19 protein-coding genes are annotated in these 16,372 nt (G+C 62.9%); 15 read left to right on the top strand and 4 right to left on the bottom strand.

The features are described 5' to 3' along the window. Positions 1-585: ABC transporter ATP-binding protein (locus NKJ17_RS27095; protein ID WP_352690916.1), on the bottom strand; the 585-nt coding region annotated here is incomplete at its 3' end. A gap of 109 nt (positions 586-694) precedes the next feature. On the opposite strand from NKJ17_RS27095, the gene NKJ17_RS27100 reads away from it, so the two are divergent. The 4 genes from NKJ17_RS27100 to NKJ17_RS27115 all read left to right on the top strand — a co-directional run bounded on the left by NKJ17_RS27100 (position 695) and on the right by NKJ17_RS27115 (position 2,831). Beyond that, positions 695-1,339, top strand: coding sequence for an arylesterase (locus NKJ17_RS27100; protein ID WP_352507344.1), 645 nt, complete (start codon positions 695-697; stop codon positions 1,337-1,339). Between the two features lie 137 nt (positions 1,340-1,476). After that, the gene (gene thpR, locus NKJ17_RS27105; RefSeq protein WP_352507345.1) at positions 1,477-2,073 is read left to right on the top strand and encodes an RNA 2',3'-cyclic phosphodiesterase; all 597 of its coding nucleotides are present in this window, start codon (positions 1,477-1,479) and stop codon (positions 2,071-2,073) included. A gap of 6 nt (positions 2,074-2,079) precedes the next feature. Next, positions 2,080-2,376, top strand: coding sequence for a 4a-hydroxytetrahydrobiopterin dehydratase (locus NKJ17_RS27110; protein WP_254817876.1), 297 nt, complete (start codon positions 2,080-2,082; stop codon positions 2,374-2,376). 92 nt (positions 2,377-2,468) lie between these two features. Next, positions 2,469-2,831, top strand: a complete 363-nt coding sequence (locus NKJ17_RS27115) for a YkvA family protein (protein ID WP_352507346.1) — start codon at positions 2,469-2,471, stop codon at positions 2,829-2,831. A gap of 142 nt (positions 2,832-2,973) precedes the next feature. Here NKJ17_RS27115 and NKJ17_RS27120 read toward each other — a convergent pair whose 3' ends face one another. Continuing rightward, positions 2,974-3,480, bottom strand: coding sequence for a methyltransferase family protein (locus NKJ17_RS27120; RefSeq protein WP_352507347.1), 507 nt, complete (start codon positions 3,478-3,480; stop codon positions 2,974-2,976). A 361-nt stretch (positions 3,481-3,841) separates the two neighbouring features. Between NKJ17_RS27120 and NKJ17_RS27125 the strand changes: the two genes are divergently transcribed. The 3 genes from NKJ17_RS27125 (at position 3,842) to NKJ17_RS27135 (ending at position 6,291) form a co-directional block, all read left to right on the top strand. Then, positions 3,842-4,348, top strand: coding sequence for an invasion associated locus B family protein (locus NKJ17_RS27125; RefSeq protein WP_023721899.1), 507 nt, complete (start codon positions 3,842-3,844; stop codon positions 4,346-4,348). A gap of 261 nt (positions 4,349-4,609) precedes the next feature. After that, positions 4,610-5,842 carry a dual-specificity RNA methyltransferase RlmN gene (rlmN, locus tag NKJ17_RS27130; protein ID WP_352507348.1) on the top strand — a complete coding sequence of 411 codons (1,233 nt, stop codon included), beginning with the start codon at positions 4,610-4,612 and terminating at the stop codon, positions 5,840-5,842. Continuing rightward, on the top strand, positions 5,839-6,291 hold the full coding sequence (locus NKJ17_RS27135; RefSeq protein WP_352507349.1) for a hypothetical protein: 453 nt from the start codon (positions 5,839-5,841) through the stop codon (positions 6,289-6,291). Before rlmN ends, NKJ17_RS27135 begins: the two co-directional genes overlap by 4 nt. A 46-nt stretch (positions 6,292-6,337) precedes the next feature. On the opposite strand, the gene NKJ17_RS27140 is transcribed toward NKJ17_RS27135, so the two are convergent. Then, positions 6,338-6,979 carry a LysE family translocator gene (locus tag NKJ17_RS27140; RefSeq protein ID WP_352507350.1) on the bottom strand — a complete coding sequence of 214 codons (642 nt, stop codon included), beginning with the start codon at positions 6,977-6,979 and terminating at the stop codon, positions 6,338-6,340. A 167-nt stretch (positions 6,980-7,146) separates the two neighbouring features. Here NKJ17_RS27140 and NKJ17_RS27145 point away from each other — a divergent pair, with 167 nt between their 5' ends. Beyond that, positions 7,147-8,370, top strand: coding sequence for an argininosuccinate synthase (locus NKJ17_RS27145; protein WP_352507351.1), 1,224 nt, complete (start codon positions 7,147-7,149; stop codon positions 8,368-8,370). Continuing rightward, positions 8,367-9,038, top strand: coding sequence for a hypothetical protein (locus NKJ17_RS27150; RefSeq protein WP_352507352.1), 672 nt, complete (start codon positions 8,367-8,369; stop codon positions 9,036-9,038). The genes NKJ17_RS27145 and NKJ17_RS27150 overlap by 4 nt, the downstream gene beginning before the upstream one ends. Positions 9,039-9,130: 92 nt before the next feature. Here the strand turns inward: NKJ17_RS27150 and NKJ17_RS27155 are convergent, their stop codons facing one another. Next, on the bottom strand, positions 9,131-9,925 hold the full coding sequence (locus tag NKJ17_RS27155; protein WP_352507353.1) for a lytic murein transglycosylase: 795 nt from the start codon (positions 9,923-9,925) through the stop codon (positions 9,131-9,133). Positions 9,926-10,110: 185 nt separating this feature from the next. On the opposite strand from NKJ17_RS27155, the gene NKJ17_RS27160 reads away from it, so the two are divergent. The 6 genes from NKJ17_RS27160 (at position 10,111) to ffh (ending at position 16,365) form a co-directional block, all read left to right on the top strand. Then, positions 10,111-10,287 carry an FAD-dependent oxidoreductase gene (locus NKJ17_RS27160; protein WP_352507354.1) on the top strand — a complete coding sequence of 59 codons (177 nt, stop codon included), beginning with the start codon at positions 10,111-10,113 and terminating at the stop codon, positions 10,285-10,287. Further along, positions 10,288-11,358 carry a flavin monoamine oxidase family protein gene (locus tag NKJ17_RS27165; RefSeq protein ID WP_352507355.1) on the top strand — a complete coding sequence of 357 codons (1,071 nt, stop codon included), beginning with the start codon at positions 10,288-10,290 and terminating at the stop codon, positions 11,356-11,358. Positions 11,359-11,448: 90 nt separating this feature from the next. Then, positions 11,449-12,543: a zinc-binding metallopeptidase family protein gene (locus tag NKJ17_RS27170; protein WP_352479694.1), complete on the top strand. Its 1,095-nt coding sequence runs from the start codon at positions 11,449-11,451 to the stop codon at positions 12,541-12,543. 63 nt (positions 12,544-12,606) lie between these two features. Next, positions 12,607-13,209 (top strand): DUF1236 domain-containing protein, encoded by a 603-nt coding sequence (locus tag NKJ17_RS27175; protein WP_352479695.1) that lies wholly within the window; start codon positions 12,607-12,609, stop codon positions 13,207-13,209. Positions 13,210-13,356: 147 nt separating this feature from the next. After that, the gene (locus NKJ17_RS27180) at positions 13,357-14,325 is read left to right on the top strand and encodes a CPBP family intramembrane glutamic endopeptidase (protein ID WP_352690921.1); all 969 of its coding nucleotides are present in this window, start codon (positions 13,357-13,359) and stop codon (positions 14,323-14,325) included. A gap of 411 nt (positions 14,326-14,736) precedes the next feature. After that, positions 14,737-16,365: a signal recognition particle protein gene (ffh, locus tag NKJ17_RS27185; protein ID WP_352690923.1), complete on the top strand. Its 1,629-nt coding sequence runs from the start codon at positions 14,737-14,739 to the stop codon at positions 16,363-16,365. Positions 16,366-16,372: the final 7 nt, after the last annotated feature.

Raw genomic sequence — 16,372 nt, forward strand, 5'->3', positions numbered from 1 at the left:
CATGCCGCGTTCCGCGGCCTTGGCAAACAGCAGGTCGGCGACGTGCCGCCCCGTCGCCTGGTCGAGATTGCCGGTCGGCTCGTCGGCGATCAGGATGCGCGGCGACGGCGCCAGCGCCCGGGCGATCGCCACGCGCTGTTGCTCGCCGCCAGACAATTCGCCGGGGTAATGGGTGACGCGATCGCTGAGGCCGACCGCCGCCAGCTCGCGCGCCGCCACGCCGAACGGATCGGCATGGCCGGCAAGCTCCAGCGGGACGGCAACGTTTTCCAGCGCCGTCATGTTGGGGATGAGATGGAAAGACTGGAATACGATGCCGATGCTTCGCCCCCGAAACGATGCGATCTGGTCTTCGCTTTTGCCGTTGAGCAGCTCGCCGGCAATTCGAACCGTGCCCGAATCGACCCTTTCAAGCCCAGCCAAAACCATCAGCAATGTCGACTTTCCCGAACCTGAGGGTCCAACGATGCCTGTCGCTTCGCCGCCCGCCACATCGAGGCTGACGCCCTTCAGCACATGGACCGAGGAGCCACCTTCACCAAGCGTCAGCGATACGTCTTTCAGCGAAATGACGGCTTCTTCCAAAATCAAATCGTCCTATATGGAGGATGAAGGCTAGAGCATCCGATGCTCGACAAAAGATGAAAACCTGCCTTCGCCAACAGATGTTCCTGGTTCATATGGGGCCTGCCGCATGGCTTTCAAACACACCTTTGCCGCAGCCTTCGCCCTTTTTCTCGCCGTTTGCGGCGCCATTTCGTCGGCGAGCGCCGAACCGTTCACCATTGTCGGTTTGGGCGACAGCTTGATGGCGGGTTATGGCCTCGGGCCAGGTCAGGGCTTCACCGAAAAGCTGCAGTCGGCGCTTCGCGCCAAGGGCTACGATGTCACGGTCGCCAATGCTGGCGTCTCCGGCGATACGACGAGCGGCGGCCTGTCACGGCTCGACTGGTCGGTGCCGGACGGAACGCAACTCGTCATCCTGGAGCTCGGCGCCAACGACATGCTGCGCGGCGTTTCGCCAGCCATAGCGGAAAAAAACCTGGACGCCATGCTGGCAAAACTGAAGCAGCGCAAGATCGCCGTTTTGCTTGCCGGAATGCGCGCGGCGCCCAATCTCGGCGCCGACTACCAGAAGGCGTTCGACGCAATCTTTCCGCGACTGGCTGAAAAATACGGCGTGCCGCTCTATCCTTTCTTTCTCGAGGGCATCGCTGGTCAATCCGTCCTGCAGCTCGAGGACGGCCTTCATCCGAACGCCGGAGGCGTCGACCGCATCGTCGAGGGTATGCTGCCCGGTGTGGAGAAGGCCATTGCAACGGTGCGGGGTAATTCCTGAAGGCGAGGGTTCGCCGCCGCACCACATTCCGTTGGGGAAGCTTTTAGGCAGCCCTGCGACCAACAAACCGCTTGCCCCGTTCGAATATCGATGATTCGCTAGGTGCAAGAGTTCGATTCGAGGACAGGAGGCTTCCCATGCCGCGTCTTTTTACCGCCCTCGAAATACCGCGTGATGCCGCTCTTTCGCTGTCCCTGCTCAGGGGCGGCCTGCCCGGAGCCCGCTGGATCGACGTCGAGAACTACCATCTGACGCTGCGCTTCATCGGCGATGTCGAGGGCCATGTCGCCGACGAAATCGCCAACGCGCTCGACCGTGTTCACCGCTCCTCCTTCCCGCTGACGCTGTCCGGCGTCGGCGCCTTCGGCCAGAAGAAGCCGCATGCGGTGTGGGCCGGGGTCGCCGCTTCGCCCGATCTTTCCGCATTGCAGGCCGAGATCGAGCGCATCTGCCAGCGGCTCGGCATCCCGGCCGACCCGCGCAAGTTCATGCCGCATGTGACGCTGGCCCGCCTGCGCAATTCGAGCCCGCTCGATGTCGCCCAGTACCTGTCGGCACGCGGCAATTTTTCGACGCTGCCGTTCCGGGTCGGCCGCTTCGTGCTGATGTCGTCGCGCGATTCGGTCGGCGGCGGGCCTTACGTCGTCGAGGAGGCCTGGCCGCTTTCAGGTGCCGACAACCGCGTCGCCAGCCGTTTGGTCGGCGCCGCCGACGCTTCGCGGATCATGCGGTAGGCGGATATGGCCAGGGAGAAACTAGCAAAAGAGGCGATCCGCGCCGAACTTGCCGGCCTCGAAGGCTGGTCGCTTGCCAAGGATGGCGGCTCGATCACCCGCACCTTCACCTTCAAGAATTTCTCCGAAGCCTTTGCCTTCATGACCCGCGTCGCCCTGGCGGCGGAGAAGATGGACCACCATCCCGACTGGTCGAATGTCTACAAGACGGTAAACGTGACCCTCAACACGCACGACGCCGGCGGCCTGACGGCGCTGGATTTCGATCTGGCCAGAAAGATGAACCGCTATTTCGGCGGCTGAGCCTAGCTACACCTTGCAGCGAGGTTCGGCTTTCACCACATTTTGCCTCGCGGTCATGCGTGAAGTCACGCGACGGCCGCAAGGAGAGATTAATGGCGCAAAAATCCGGTTTTGATTTCTTCGGCCTCGGCAGCAAGCCGGGCAACGAGAGTGACGTGCGCGACAAGTTCTGGCGTACGGCGAAGAAAGCCGCCCGTCATATCCCGTTTATGGAAGAGGTGGTCGCCGCCTATTACTGCGCCATGGACAAGAAGACGCCGCTTCGCGCCAAGGGCACATTGCTGGCTGCGCTCGGCTATTTCGTGCTGCCGACGGACGTCATCCCCGATTTCATGGTTGGGCTTGGCTTCACCGACGACATCGCCGTGCTGACCGCCGCGATCACAACCGTCAGCGCCCACATCACGCCCGCGCACCGGCTCGCCGCCAAACAGGCCATCGCCGACAAGAGCTGAGCCGGCACGGCGCAAAAAATCGCGCGAGACTTTCCGGCCGTCAAACCCACCGCCGCACCCGCGCCTTGTAGGCGCGATAGGCATCTCCGAACTTCCGCTCGAGATAGCGCTCTTCCGGCGCGATGACGCCGGTATTGATCACCTACAGCAGGGGGATGACGAGCGCGATAGCCCAAAGACTTCCGGCGGCGACGCCGAGGCCCAGATAAATGAGGGTCGCTCCCAGATACAAGGGGTTTCTGGTCCGCCGATAGATACCGTCGACGACCAGCGCCGTCGTTGGCAAGGTCGGTGGTATGTTGGTTCCAGCGGCCTGAAAGCGGCCCGCCGCCATAAAGAGGAACACGAAGCCGCACACCGCGAGCACGGCGCCGGCCAGATAGCGGGCGAGCGCCTGCCCGGCCATGACCGGGAGGGGCGCGAGCACCTCGAGCACGGTTGCCGCCGCCAGGAAGCCGAGGAAAATCAAAGGCGGTAGCGCAATGACCCCGGGAACGTCGGACGCGCCCGATCCGCCCGCCGCCTCTCCGCCATCCGACCGGGGCACCGCGCCGCTAGCCGCCGCGCGGACGGCGACACGAATGCCGAACACAATCGCCAGGACGACTGTGCCGCCCGCGAGGATCAGGACTGTCTCGGAAATGGCCATGGCCAAATCTCCCGTAAGCCGCCAAGGAGGGCACCCTGGCCGAGTGCCGTGGCAACGAACGCAGACATGGTACCGCCTGCAGGGAAATTCGTCACGTACCTCAAGAAAAGCGGGAATCGCCGCGAAACCTAGCTGCTTGAAAAGTCAAACTCTTGCCGTTTTCGTGGCCTCCAAGTCGCGGCAGGGACAGTGCGCCAGCCGCTTTTTCGGGCGGCAGCGCGAAGACGGCGGCGGTTTCCTGGCGTGAACATCCTTTTCTTAGGGAAATTCACCGTTTGGTAACCCAGATTAAATCAAAATGAAGCGACGGGCAGGACGCCGAGCCGGCCTGCCGCCGCACCAGTGGAATACGGGAAAAGCGATGCGCGGATTGATTGCTATAGTTTCCAGCCTGGCCCTGGTGGCCCTGACGGCGCCCGCGCTGGCGCAGTCGGCCACCAAGATCGGCCAGCATAATGCCTGGGGCACCTACAGCTATCAGGCGTCGGGCGGCGGCAAGGTCTGCTATGTCCTGACCGTGCCAACCGACAAGCAGCCGCCGACGCTCGATCACGGCGACATGTTCTTCTTCGTCAGCCAGCGGCCGGGGCAGCAAGTGTCCTACGAGCCGCAATTCATTGCCGGCTATACCTTCCAGGAGGGTTCCAAGGCCACCGTCACCATCGACAAGAAGTCTTTCTCGATGTTCACGCGCGGCAAGTCGGCCTGGGTCGAGAACGCCGCCGAGGAGCCGGTGCTGATCGCCGCGATGAAGACCGGCACGGACATGAAGGTGTCGGCCAAGTCCGGCCGCGGCAACACCACCACTTACGTCTTCTCGCTGAAGGGCATCTCGGCGGCGCTGGCCTCGATCGCCAAGTGCAAGTAGGCGGTTAGGCGCGGTCTTCCCTTCCCTCCTTGTGGGAGAAGGTGGATCGGCGCGCAGCGCCGAGACGGAAGAGGGGTGTTGGACGGAACGCGGTCGGCGCCAAGCTGGAACACCCCCGACCGAGCTACGCTCGGGCCACCTTCTCCCAGGGGAGAAGGGAAGACCACCTGCATGACTCCGCCGCTAACCTGTGCTATGCGCCGCGCTTCATTTCGGGCACGATGCTGTACTCGGCCGCAAATCGCTTATATTGGCGCAACAATGACCCTTTCATTCGATCTCACCACTGAGGGCGCGCGTGACGCGTTGCGCACCCGCACGACGCCTGAAAAGCCGTCGCTGATCGGCCTGACGCGCGCCGAACTCGGGGCCGCCCTCGTCGCCGCCGGCATCGTGCCGGAGCGCCAGGCGAAAATGCGCGCCCAACAGCTCTGGCATTGGATCTATGTGCGCGGCGTTTCCAACTTTGCCGGCATGTTCAACATCTCCAAGGATCTGCGCGCCGCCCTTGACACGCATTTCACCGTTGCCAGGCCCGAGATCGTCGAGGAGCAGATTTCCTCCGACGGCACGCGCAAATGGCTGTTCCGCTTTCCGCCGCGCGGCGCCGGCCGGCCGGTCGAGATCGAGACCGTCTACATTCCCGAAGAAGGCCGCGGCACGCTCTGCATCTCTTCGCAGGTCGGCTGCACCCTGACCTGCTCCTTCTGCCACACCGGCACGCAGAAGCTGGTGCGCAACCTGACCGCCGAGGAAATCCTCGCCCAGCTTTTGACCGCCCGCGACCGGCTCGGCGATTTCCCCGACCGCGACACACCCGACGGCGCCATCGTGCCGGCCGAGGGCCGGAAAGTGTCCAACGTCGTCATGATGGGCATGGGCGAGCCGCTCTATAATTTCGAGGCGGTGAAGAAGGCGCTGCTGATCGCATCCGACGGCGACGGGCTTTCCCTGTCGAAGAGGCGCATCACGCTCTCGACATCGGGTGTCGTGCCCGAGATCTTCCGCACCGGCGAGGAGATCGGTGTGATGCTGGCGATCTCGCTGCACGCCACCAATGACGATCTGCGCGACCTTTTGGTGCCGATCAACAAGAAGTATCCGCTGAACGAGCTGATCGCTGCCTGCCGGGCCTATCCCGGCCTGTCCAACGCCAAGCGGATCACCTTCGAATATGTGATGCTGAAGGACGTCAACGATTCAATCGAGGACGCCAAGGCGCTGGTCAAGTTGCTCAAGGGCATCCCCGCCAAGATCAATCTGATTCCGTTCAATCCGTGGCCGGGCACCAACTATCAGTGCTCGGACTGGGAAACGATCGAGAAGTTCGCCGACTACATCAACAATGCCGGCTATGCCTCGCCGATCCGCACGCCGCGCGGCCGCGACATCCTCGCCGCCTGCGGCCAGCTCAAGTCGGACTCCGAGCGTATGCGCAAGGTCGACCGGCTGGCGCTGGAAGCGATGATGATCGCGGGGCATGGCGAGGTGTGAACCGCGTCGTCGCCTATCTGATCCGCTTCGCCGTCATCCTTGTCGGCTATGGCGTTGCTTCGCTGGCGGCAAGCGCCTTCCTTAACATCATGTTCCTGGCGTCTCTTGGGCTGATGACGGACGAGATTCAACCGGCGGCGCAGGCTTCGCTGTGGTTTTCAGTCCCCTTCGTCGGGCTGTTCGTCGCCTATTTCGCTTTCATGCCGGCGGCCATCGCCATCCTGGTTTCCGAGGTCCTTGGCCGGCGGGACTGGCTGTTCTATGCACTGGCGGGCGCGGCGGTGGCGGCGGTCTTCCTCGGCTTCGTCCACCAGACGGCCGATGCCAATTTCGAGGTTACCAACACCAGCGTCATGCTGGCGGTGATCGGCTGCGGTATGGTCGGCGGTATTTTCTACTGGCTGAGCGCCGGGCGCTCGGCCGGAAGCTGGCGCCAGATCAGCGCATGACCCCGAACCAAAGGTTCGGAAAGGATCATGGGCAAAATGAAAGTACCTATTTCGCCTGGGCCGTCAGGATCTTGAGCGCGAAGGCCGAAAAAACTCCGGCAAACAGATAGTCGACGACGCGGGTCACACGCGGGCTGGATTTCATCGCGGCCGAGAATTTTTCCGCCGCCAGCACCATCGGCGCCGTCACCGGGATTGCCAGCACGACGAACATCGCGCCGAGGAAGAACAGCTTTCCCGGCGCATTGGGGTCATGGGCGGAGACAAATTGCGGCAGGAAGGTCATGAAGAACAGGATGATCTTCGGGTTGAGCAGGTTGACCCCGAGCCCCGCGGCCCAGCTGCGGAACAGTGAGATCTGCGGCCCGCTCTTCTTCTCCGGTGAAAACGCCGACCCTTTTGTGATCGCCTGCCATGCCAGGAAGACCAGATAGCCGGCGCCGAAAATCTTCAGCACGAAGAACGCCATCGGCGAGGCGACGATCAGCGCCGAGACGCCGACCACCACCAGCGTGGTGTGAATCAGCGTGCCGCACAAGGCGCCGGTCATCGAGGCAAAACCGGTGGCACGGCCCTGGCTCAGCGTGCGCGAGACGAACAGCGTCATGTCAGGCCCGGGCGTGATCGCCAGGATGAAGGTGGCGATGGAGAACTGGATAAGCGTGGCACTGTCGGGGATGAAGGACATGGCTCGTCTCGTAGCGGCAAAAGACGGCGCAGCCATAGCGCAGGACCCGTGTGCTCGCCAGCCTCTGAGCGATACAGCATCTGGTCCAGCATCGTTCGTCCCTTGCGCTGGCCTAAAACGCCGTGATACCTCGCCCGCGAAGAACCCCTGTCGCGGAACTGCCCACCATGTCGAAAGCAAAAGCCGTCAAGAAAGTCGTGCTCGCCTATTCCGGCGGCCTCGATACCTCGATCATCCTGAAATGGCTGCAGACCGAGCTCGGCGCCGAGGTCGTCACCTTCACCGCCGATCTCGGCCAGGGTGGCGAACTGGAGCCGGCTAGGCGCAAGGCCGAGATGATGGGCATCAAGGACATCCGCATCGTAGATGTCCGCGAGGAGTTCGTATCCGATTTCGTCTTCCCGATGTTCCGCGCCAACGCCGTCTATGAGGGCAGCTATCTGCTCGGCACCTCGATCGCCCGGCCGCTGATCTCGAAACATCTTGTCGAGATCGCCAGGGAGACCGGCGCCGACGCGATCGCGCATGGGGCCACCGGCAAGGGTAACGATCAGGTGCGTTTCGAGCTTTCCGCCTATGCGCTGAACCCCGACATCAAGGTCATCGCACCCTGGCGCGACTGGTCGTTCAAGTCGCGCACCGACCTGATCAACTTCGCTGAGCAGCACCAGATCCCGGTGCCGAAGGACAAGAAGGGCGATGCGCCGTTCTCGGTCGACGCCAACCTTCTGCACTCCTCCTCCGAGGGCAAGGTGCTAGAGGACCCGTGGAGCGAGCCGCCGGAATTCGTCCACCAGCGCACCATATCGCCGATGGATGCGCCGGATGAGGTCACCGAGATCGAGATCGAATTCCTCAAAGGCGATCCGATCGCGCTCGACGGCAAGAAACTGTCGCCGGCGACGATGCTGGCGGCGCTCAATGATCTCGGCCGCGACAACGGCATTGGCAGGCTAGATCTGGTCGAGAACCGTTTCGTCGGCATGAAATCGCGCGGCGTCTACGAGACCCCCGGCGGCACCATCCTGATATCGGCCCACCGGGCGATCGAATCGATCACGCTCGACCGCGGAGCCGCCCATCTCAAGGACGAGTTCATGCCGCGCTATGCCGAGCTGATCTATAACGGCTTCTGGTTCGCGCCCGAGCGGCTGATGCTGCAGGCGATGATCGACAAGAGCCAGGAAGACGTTGAAGGCACCGTGCGGCTGAAGCTCTACAAGGGCAACGTGATTGTCACCGGCCGCAAGTCGAGGAAGACGCTCTATTCCGATGCGCTGGTCACCTTCGAGGACGACCGCGGCGCCTATGATCAGAAGGATGCCGAAGGTTTCATCCGCCTCAACGCGCTCAGGCTTAGGACATTGGCCGCGCGCAGCCGCACGGGTTGAGCCAAACACTATTCCAGGAAAACCCGGCGGAGACGCCGGGTTTCTATTTGGTATCCCTCGCGGGACGGAGGGATTCTGATAATGAAAACGCCATTTTTCTCCTGCTTGCGGCAGCCATCGTCTTTATTGGATGCCAGTCCTCGCAGGCGGCCTCGAAACGCGAGCAGAATCCAGACGGGTGCATCTCTGCTGTCCACCTGTGGAGCATCACGCTCAAGCACGATATCGCCTCTTTCATGGGCGTCTCGCAGGAGCACATGCCGGCCCTGTTCTGCCAGCGCCTTGCCGAAGGGGTGCGCACCGGACGCATCAGCTACTCCGACATAAACAGCCTGCAGCTAGATCAACCGACCGAAATCTGGATGGTCATCAAGGGCAAGTCAAAGGCGGCTGCTAGGGCCACCCCGGCGCCGCGGAACCCCAAATTCCGTACCTGCTCAAATGTTATCACCGGCTCCTTCGAGGTTGCCGCTTCCGAGAAATGCCCCTTGGGCGGCAGCTACTCGCAAGCTGCCGGAGTCCCGACGGTGATCGAGGGCAGGCCAAAGGCGGCTCCTTCAACGCCACGGAACTCCAAGTTCCGTACCTGCTCAAATGTTTACGCAGGCTCCTTCGAGGTTCCCGCTTCCAAGAAATGCCCATTGGGCGGCGGTTACGTGAACAATTGAGAGCCCAGGCGCTCGCCTCTCTTGGCATGCCACACGCACCGACAAAAAAGCCCGGCACACGGCCGGGCTTTTTGTCGAACGGACATTTCTAGTCAGCCGCCGTCGATCGCGTCGGCGATCTGGGCGATGGCCTGTTGGTAGACGCTCGCGGAATTCCAGCCGGCAATTGCACCGATATTCGCCTGCGCGCTGGCGCCCGGTCGCCAACCATGACTCTTGAGGAAGTTGGCGGTAGAAGCCAACGCAGTGGCCTTGTCGCGCAGGTTTTTGTTGCCTACGCCATATGTCAAAACATTTCCGGGCAGGAACTGCGTGTGACCAATCTCGCCATGCGCGGCACCGACCGACGAGGCGCTCAACGCTCCGCGATCAACCAGCTTCAGGGCCGCAATGGCATGCGGGTAGAAGAACTCCGGACGGCGGCAGTCATAAGCGAGCGTTAAAATGGCGGAGACCGTATTCTGGTTGCCCATGGCGGAACCGAAGCCGGTTTCCATGCCCCAGATGGCGAGCAACACGCCCGGCGACACGCCGTAATTCTGTTCGATCTTGTCGAACAGCGCAGCATTGGCCTTCTTCAGTGCACGGCCCCTGGCAATGATCGCGGACGCGCCACGGCGCTTCATGAAAGCTTCCACCGAGCCGCTGAAAGCCTTATGGATGGCGCGGTCAACGGAGATCGTCTTTGTCGCGTAGGTTGCGCGAGCCAGAGCGGCCAGACCCTTCGAGCCGACGCCGTCGGCCTTGGCCTCTGCGGCGAACTCCGGTTTCCACGCCTCGAAGCCGGCGCCGCTCTTGCCACAGCTGGCCGCCCCTGCGCCCGTCGCCAGCGCAAGCACCGCCACCACCGTGGCCACTACAAACATCTTCTTGGCAAGAAATGCCATGCTGCTCTCCTGGTTGCCTGAATCACGTTCCCAATTGCGAACTTGCCTGCGAAACACCTGCTTGTCACTGCCCCGGCGCCACGCCGATGCACTCAATACAGCAGGAACCTCAAATCCACCACACTGGCGGACACCCGGGAATTTGCCTACGATCAAGTAATTATTGTGGCGGGGGCAGAATAAGCATGGAAGACGTTGACGTCGTGATCATCGGCGCCGGTTCAGCCGGGCTTTCGGCTGCCAAGACCCTGCGCGCTGCCGGTTTTTCCTTCAAATTGTTGGAAGCGATGAACCGCATTGGCGGCCGCGCCTGGACCAGCGATCAGCATTTCGGCGTGCCGTTCGACATCGGCTGCGCCTAGTTGCATGCCGCGGACCGCAATCCCTATTTTCCCGAGGCGAAAGCCGCCGCCTGGACGCTTCACCATCACGACATGAATGTCGATCATCTCTACTACCGCGAGCGAAAGGCAAGCGAAGCCGAAGAGGCGGCGATGAAGGTGGCCGACGCAAGGCTGTTCGAACTGGTGGCGGCACATCAGGTGAGGGAAGGCGACGACGACCGTCTTTCGGCATTGCTCGCCAAGGGACACGCGCCGCGCGCCGCCGCAACCTTCGCCGGGCCGATGGATTTCGGCGCCGACGAGGACGAGATATCGATCCGCGACTTTCAGGCCGCCGCCGATCTCGATCCGAACTATTTCACCAGGGAAGGCTTCGGTACGCTGGTTGCGCGCTTCGGCGCCGATGTGCCGGTGGCACTGTCGACGCCGGTGCGCAAGATCGTCTGGGATGGGCCGGGCGTAGCCTGCGTCACCGATCGCGGTACCATCTGCGCCAAGGCGGTTATCGTCACCGCCTCGCCGGCAGTGCTCGCCTTCGAGGAGATTGCGTTCTCGCCTGCACTCCCCGACGCGCATTTCGCCGCCTTCTTTGACCTGCCGATGGGCATGCTGACCAAGCTGCCGGTCGAAATATCCGGTACAAGGCTCGGCCTGGAGCCGTTCGACGATTTGCTGATCGAGCGGCTGGCCAGACACGACATCTACTTCCTCTGCTTTCCCTTCGACCTCGATCTGATGGTCGGTTTCGTCGGCGGCGATTTCGCCTGGGAGATGTCGGCGGCGGGCGAGGCGGCCGGCATCGACTTCGTCGTCGACCGGCTCTGCGGCATCTTTGGCGGCGACGTGCGAAAACATGTCGGACGCGCGATGATGACCAATTGGGGCGCTGAGCGGTTCGTGCGCGGCGCCTATGCGGCGGCGCGGCCAGGCCGCTCGCAAGCGCGCGCCACGCTGATGCAGCCGGTGGCGGAAAAGATCTTCTTCGCCGGCGAGCATTTGGCCGGTCCGCTGATGCAGACCTGCGGCGGCGCCAGGCTATCGGGCGCGGCAGTGGCCAAGGAGGTCGTCGCCCAGCTTGCGGCAAAATAGCGTCGGCCGGCAGGAACGTGGGCAGCTGACAGGCGTTTGGCGTTCTCCTGTTCGTATTGTCCTTCGCATTTCGAATGATTTGAGACGCCAATGAAGCTTTTCGACTGCCCGCATTGCGGCCACCGTCTCTATTTCGAGAACGCGCAATGCCTGAACTGCGCCAGCCTCGTGGTCTACGATCCCGAGCATGCGCGCTTCGCGCTGTCCGGCGGCGACGTCTTCCATTGCACCAATGCCGACGAATGCGCCTGCAACTGGATGGCGGAGCCCGGCCACGCCTTCTGCCGCGCCTGTGCGCTGAACCAGCTGATTCCGGATCTGTCGGTCGACGGCAACCGCCGCCGCTGGATCCGTGTCGAGGCGGCAAAGAAGCGTGCCGTGTATTCGCTGCTCGCCTTCGGCCTGCCGGTCGCACCCAAGCAGAATCCCGGCGACGAGATCGGCCTCGCTTTCGATTTTCTTGCCGATCCGATCGGCGGCGGTCCCGGCGGCGAGCGTATCTTGACCGGCCACGACAACGGCCGGATCACGCTCAACGTCGCCGAGGCGGATTCGGCAGAGCGCGAGCGACGGCGCGTCGAGATGGGCGAGAACTACCGCACGCTGCTCGGCCATTTCCGCCATGAACTCGGCCATTATTACTGGGACCGCCTGATCCGCGACGATCCGCAAAGGCTTGCCGGTTTTCGCGCTTTGTTCGGCGACGAGCGCGCCGATTACGAACAGGCGCTGAAGACCTATTATGCCGATGGCGCGCCGCCCGACTGGCAGCAGCGCCATATCTCGGCCTATGCGACGTCGCACCCATGGGAGGACTGGGCCGAGACATGGGCGCATCACATGCACATCACCGACACGCTGGAGATGGTGCATGCCCTGAATTTCCCGCTCGGCCGGCTGGAGACCGTTGAAGCCAACGAGCTGCCGCGCGCCGATACCGGCGGCAAGTTGCAGCCGGCACCATCGGAACCCGCCCCCAGGCCAGAGCCCTTCGAAAGGATTCTCGAGCGCTGGCTGGTGCTGTCGGAGGCATCCAACTCGATCAACCGCTGCATGGGCCTGCCCGATCTCTATCCGTTCGTCATCTCGGACGTGGCGGCGCAAAAACTTGCTTTTGTTCACGAGCTTTTGACCGACCTGCCGAAAACGACTGGAACAAATCGTGAGCCGGCCGAAGCCTTTTAGCCGGAACGCATGCGGCTTTGCTTCGTTTTCCGTGCCAAGGGACTGTGAAACGGAGAGAAAACCATGAAACGCATATTGTTTCCGGCGGTGGCCGGAGCGCTCATAGCGATGTCGGGCTCTGCTTTGGCCGACACCGCCGTCTCGGCCATCACCGATCTCAATGTACGCGCCGGCCCCGGCCCACAATATCCGGTCATCGGTGTGCTCGCGGCCGGCCAGTCCGCGACGCTCGACGGCTGCATCGCCAATAGCAAATGGTGCACCATCGCCGAGGCCAACGGCCAGGGCTGGGTCTATTCCGACTATGTGACGGCCGATTTCGGCGGCAGCCGTGTGGTCCTGACACAGCGTCCGGCCAGCGCCGACATTGCCGTCGTGACACCGCCTGCCGATAGCGCCGAATATTCCGACACCTATACCGGAGCGATCGTTGCCGGCGAGGCGATCGAGCCCATCCGCAGACCGCCGGCCGAGATCCGCACCTATGTCCGTACGCATCGGCTCGAACCGGTCTATCTCGAGGGTGAGGTGGTTACCGGCGCGACGTTGCCTGACACCGTCGAGCTGCGCGAGATTCCGGACTATGATTACCGCTATGTTTATGTGAACGGCCAGCCGGCACTGGTCGATCCAGGCACCAGGCGCATCATGTACGTCGAGCGCTGACGATACAAGCAGGGCGGTCGCCCTATAGCGGCGGCCGCTCGCACTGCCGACATTGCCACAAGCCGGTACTGCCGCTGCAATACCGGTTTCCACATTGCGGCCGATGTTCTAGACCTTGCGAGCCGAAGCACCAGCCAGCGAGCCCGCGTGACGATCGACCCAACCGCCTTCCAACAGTACCGGCACACCACCAACAACAAGACCACTTTGCCGCGGCTTCTGCTTGGAGCGGTGGTCGTCATCCTGTTCTGGCTCGGAACAACTGCCGCCGTGCTGTTCGGCGGCACATATGCCTTTGCCGTTTGGCAGGCGTCATCTGGCACCGCCCCGCCAGGTGGAGGAGCGGTGCAGGATTTCATGGCCTCTCCTGCGGGCATCCTCGCGGCGCTGGCTTCATTTGCCGGAATCTGGCTCGGCCTTTGGGCTGCAATGCGCTGGATCCATCGCGAAAAGCTGACCGCCCTGATTGGCGTCAGCCGGCGCATTTCTTGGGCGGGGTTCCTGAAAGGGCTGACCGCGGTGCTGATCACCTCGCTGCTTTCCGAGATCCTGCTTTATGGTTTGCAGCCCGACATCGCGCGCGGCGCGATCGGCCTGTCCTGGTGGCTTTTGTTCCTGATCCCGATCGCCGCCCTGACCTTTCTGCAGACCTCGTCGGAGGAGATGCTTTTTCGCGGTTATCTGCTCAGGAGCCTGGCGAGCCGGTTCCAGAACCCTTTCATCTGGGCGCTGCTGCCGGGATTGCTGTTCACCTCCCTGCACTGGAGCCCAGGTTCGAGCGCCGCCATCAATGCCTGCGTGCTGGCCTCGATCGCCGCCTTTGCGCTGTTGCTGACGCTTCTGGTCTATGCGACCGGCAATCTCGGTGCCGGCTTCGGCGCCCATCTCGGCAACAATCTAACCGGTTTCCTGCTGATTTCGCACCAGCAAAGCTATAATTCCTTCGCCCTGTTCAACGCCAAGCCGCTCGAATCCGCCGGCTGGACGACTTTAGACGCCGTCCTCATCGCCGTGATCGGCATCGTCAGCAGCCTGTTGACTGTTCTGTTGCTTTTGCATCCGCGCTCACCGCTGAAGGTCGAGCCGGATATGCCGCTCGCCGGCGGCGTGCGCTGATGCGCCTTGCCTGGCTGCCCCGAGCATATTTGGCGCAAAGCCTGACGAAAGCTTGACTCTGCAGCCGATTTCCTGTCTACACGCCGCGAAATCCGCGACGAGTATTCCTCCGAGCAAACCGACCGGGACGCCGAAACCTCCTTGAGGTGAAGTGCTGTAAATCGATCCCGGAGGCCAACACCCGGCAGCGCTGTGCGCCCCCGGGTGCTTTTTGGCTTTGGGCTTTTGCCCGGACCGGCTTTTGCTTGGACAGTTGGCGCGAACGCATTACCTCTCGGGCATCATCCGGGTGCCAGGGAAAAGGAAAAAGAATGTTTGAATCGCTACAGGAACGCACAAGAGGCGTGGAGGGCCATCGGCCCGACAGGGATCAAAATCAATCCAAGGCGCTGTCGCGCGGTGGGTTGACCAATGTTTGAGTCCCTGCAAGAGCGCCTTGGTTCGATCCTGAACGGCCTCACCGGCCGCGGCGCCTTGTCGGAGGCTGACGTCTCGGCGGCGCTGCGCGAGGTGCGCCGTGCGTTGCTCGAGGCCGACGTGGCCCTGGAAGTGGTGCGTTCCTTCACCGACAAGGTGCGCGAAAAGGCCGTCGGCGCCGCCGTGGTCAAGTCGATCAAGCCCGGCCAGATGGTCGTCAAGATCGTCCATGACGAGCTGGTCGAGATGCTCGGCGCCGAGGGCGTCGCCATCGATCTCAATGCACCGGCTCCGGTCGTCATCATGATGGTCGGCTTGCAGGGTTCCGGCAAGACGACGACCTCGGCCAAGATCGCCAGGCGCCTCACCGACCGTCAAAACAAGAAGGTTTTGATGGCCTCGCTCGACACGCGGCGTCCCGCCGCACAAGAGCAGCTCCGCCAGCTCGGCGAGCAGGTCAAGGTCGCCACATTGCCGATCGTCGCCGGCCAGACGCCGGTCGATATCGCCCGCCGCGCCGTGCAGGCGGCCAAGCTCGGCGGCCATGACGTCGTCATCCTCGACACTGCCGGCCGCACCCATATAGACGAGCCGCTGATGGTCGAGATGGCCGACATCAAGAAGATGTCGTCGCCGCACGAGATCCTGCTGGTTGCCGATTCGCTGACCGGCCAGGACGCCGTTAATCTGGCAAAAAGCTTCGACGAGCGCGTCGGCATCACCGGCCTCGTGCTGACCCGCATGGACGGCGACGGCCGCGGTGGTGCGGCGCTCTCGATGCGCGCCGTTACCGGCCAGCCGATCAAGCTGATCGGCACCGGCGAAAAAATGGACGCGCTGGAGGAATTCCATCCCAAGCGTATCGCCGACCGCATCCTCGGCATGGGCGACATCGTCAGCCTCGTCGAAAAGGCGGCCGAGAACATCGACGCCGAGCAGGCGGCGGCGATGGCCAGGAAAATGCAGTCGGGCAAGTTCGACCTGAACGACCTCGCCGGCCAGCTTCAGCAAATGTCGAAAATGGGCGGCATGGGAGGCATCATGGGGATGATGCCCGGTATGGGCAAGATGAAGGACCAGATGGCCGCCGCCGGTCTCGACGACAAGATGTTCGGCCGCCAGCTCGCCATCATCTCGTCGATGACTAAGGCCGAGCGCGCCAACCCGGATATTCTGAAGCACTCGCGCAAGAAGCGCATCGCCGCCGGCTCGGGTACCGACGCGGCCGAAATCAACAAACTGTTGAAGATGCATCGCGGCATGGCCGACATGATGAAGGCGATGGGCGGCAAGGGCAAAGGCGGCGGCCTGATGCGCGGCATGATGGGCGGCCTCGCTTCCAAGATGGGGCTCGGCGGCATGATGCCTGGCGGCGCAGGCGGTCCCGGAGGCGGCATGATGGGCGGCGGCATGCCGGATCTCTCCAAGATGGACCCCAAGCAGCTCGAAGCCTTGCAGAAGCAGGCGCAGGCGGCCGGGCTCGGCGGCATGAAGGGCCTGCCCGGTGGTCTTCCCGGTGGCGGTGGCCTGCCTGGGCTGCCCGGCGGCATGAAACTTCCCGGCCTGCCGGGCGGTGGTGGGCTGCCAATGCTTGGCAAGAATGGCCTCGGCAAGAAGAAGTGAGAGCGCC

The organism is Mesorhizobium sp. M0208, from assembly GCF_040322015.1.
In the GTDB taxonomy this organism is placed as follows: Bacteria; Pseudomonadota; Alphaproteobacteria; order Rhizobiales; family Rhizobiaceae; genus Mesorhizobium.

Excerpts from the sequence above, each read along its gene's own strand:
- NKJ17_RS27175 (WP_352479695.1), top strand. The coding sequence starts at position 12,607 with ATGAAACGCATATTGTTTCCGGCGGTGGCCGGAGCGCTCATAGCGATG.
- NKJ17_RS27120 (WP_352507347.1), bottom strand. The coding sequence starts at position 3,480 with ATGGCCATTTCCGAGACAGTCCTGATCCTCGCGGGCGGCACAGTCGTC.
- NKJ17_RS27160 (WP_352507354.1), top strand. The coding sequence starts at position 10,111 with ATGGAAGACGTTGACGTCGTGATCATCGGCGCCGGTTCAGCCGGGCTT.
- thpR (WP_352507345.1), top strand. The coding sequence starts at position 1,477 with ATGCCGCGTCTTTTTACCGCCCTCGAAATACCGCGTGATGCCGCTCTT.
- NKJ17_RS27110 (WP_254817876.1), top strand. The coding sequence starts at position 2,080 with ATGGCCAGGGAGAAACTAGCAAAAGAGGCGATCCGCGCCGAACTTGCC.
- NKJ17_RS27140 (WP_352507350.1), bottom strand. The coding sequence starts at position 6,979 with ATGTCCTTCATCCCCGACAGTGCCACGCTTATCCAGTTCTCCATCGCC.
- NKJ17_RS27155 (WP_352507353.1), bottom strand. The coding sequence starts at position 9,925 with ATGGCATTTCTTGCCAAGAAGATGTTTGTAGTGGCCACGGTGGTGGCG.
- NKJ17_RS27125 (WP_023721899.1), top strand. The coding sequence starts at position 3,842 with ATGCGCGGATTGATTGCTATAGTTTCCAGCCTGGCCCTGGTGGCCCTG.
- NKJ17_RS27100 (WP_352507344.1), top strand. The coding sequence starts at position 695 with ATGGCTTTCAAACACACCTTTGCCGCAGCCTTCGCCCTTTTTCTCGCC.
- ffh (WP_352690923.1), top strand. The coding sequence starts at position 14,737 with ATGTTTGAGTCCCTGCAAGAGCGCCTTGGTTCGATCCTGAACGGCCTC.
- NKJ17_RS27170 (WP_352479694.1), top strand. The coding sequence starts at position 11,449 with ATGAAGCTTTTCGACTGCCCGCATTGCGGCCACCGTCTCTATTTCGAG.
- NKJ17_RS27145 (WP_352507351.1), top strand. The coding sequence starts at position 7,147 with ATGTCGAAAGCAAAAGCCGTCAAGAAAGTCGTGCTCGCCTATTCCGGC.
- NKJ17_RS27115 (WP_352507346.1), top strand. The coding sequence starts at position 2,469 with ATGGCGCAAAAATCCGGTTTTGATTTCTTCGGCCTCGGCAGCAAGCCG.
- rlmN (WP_352507348.1), top strand. The coding sequence starts at position 4,610 with ATGACCCTTTCATTCGATCTCACCACTGAGGGCGCGCGTGACGCGTTG.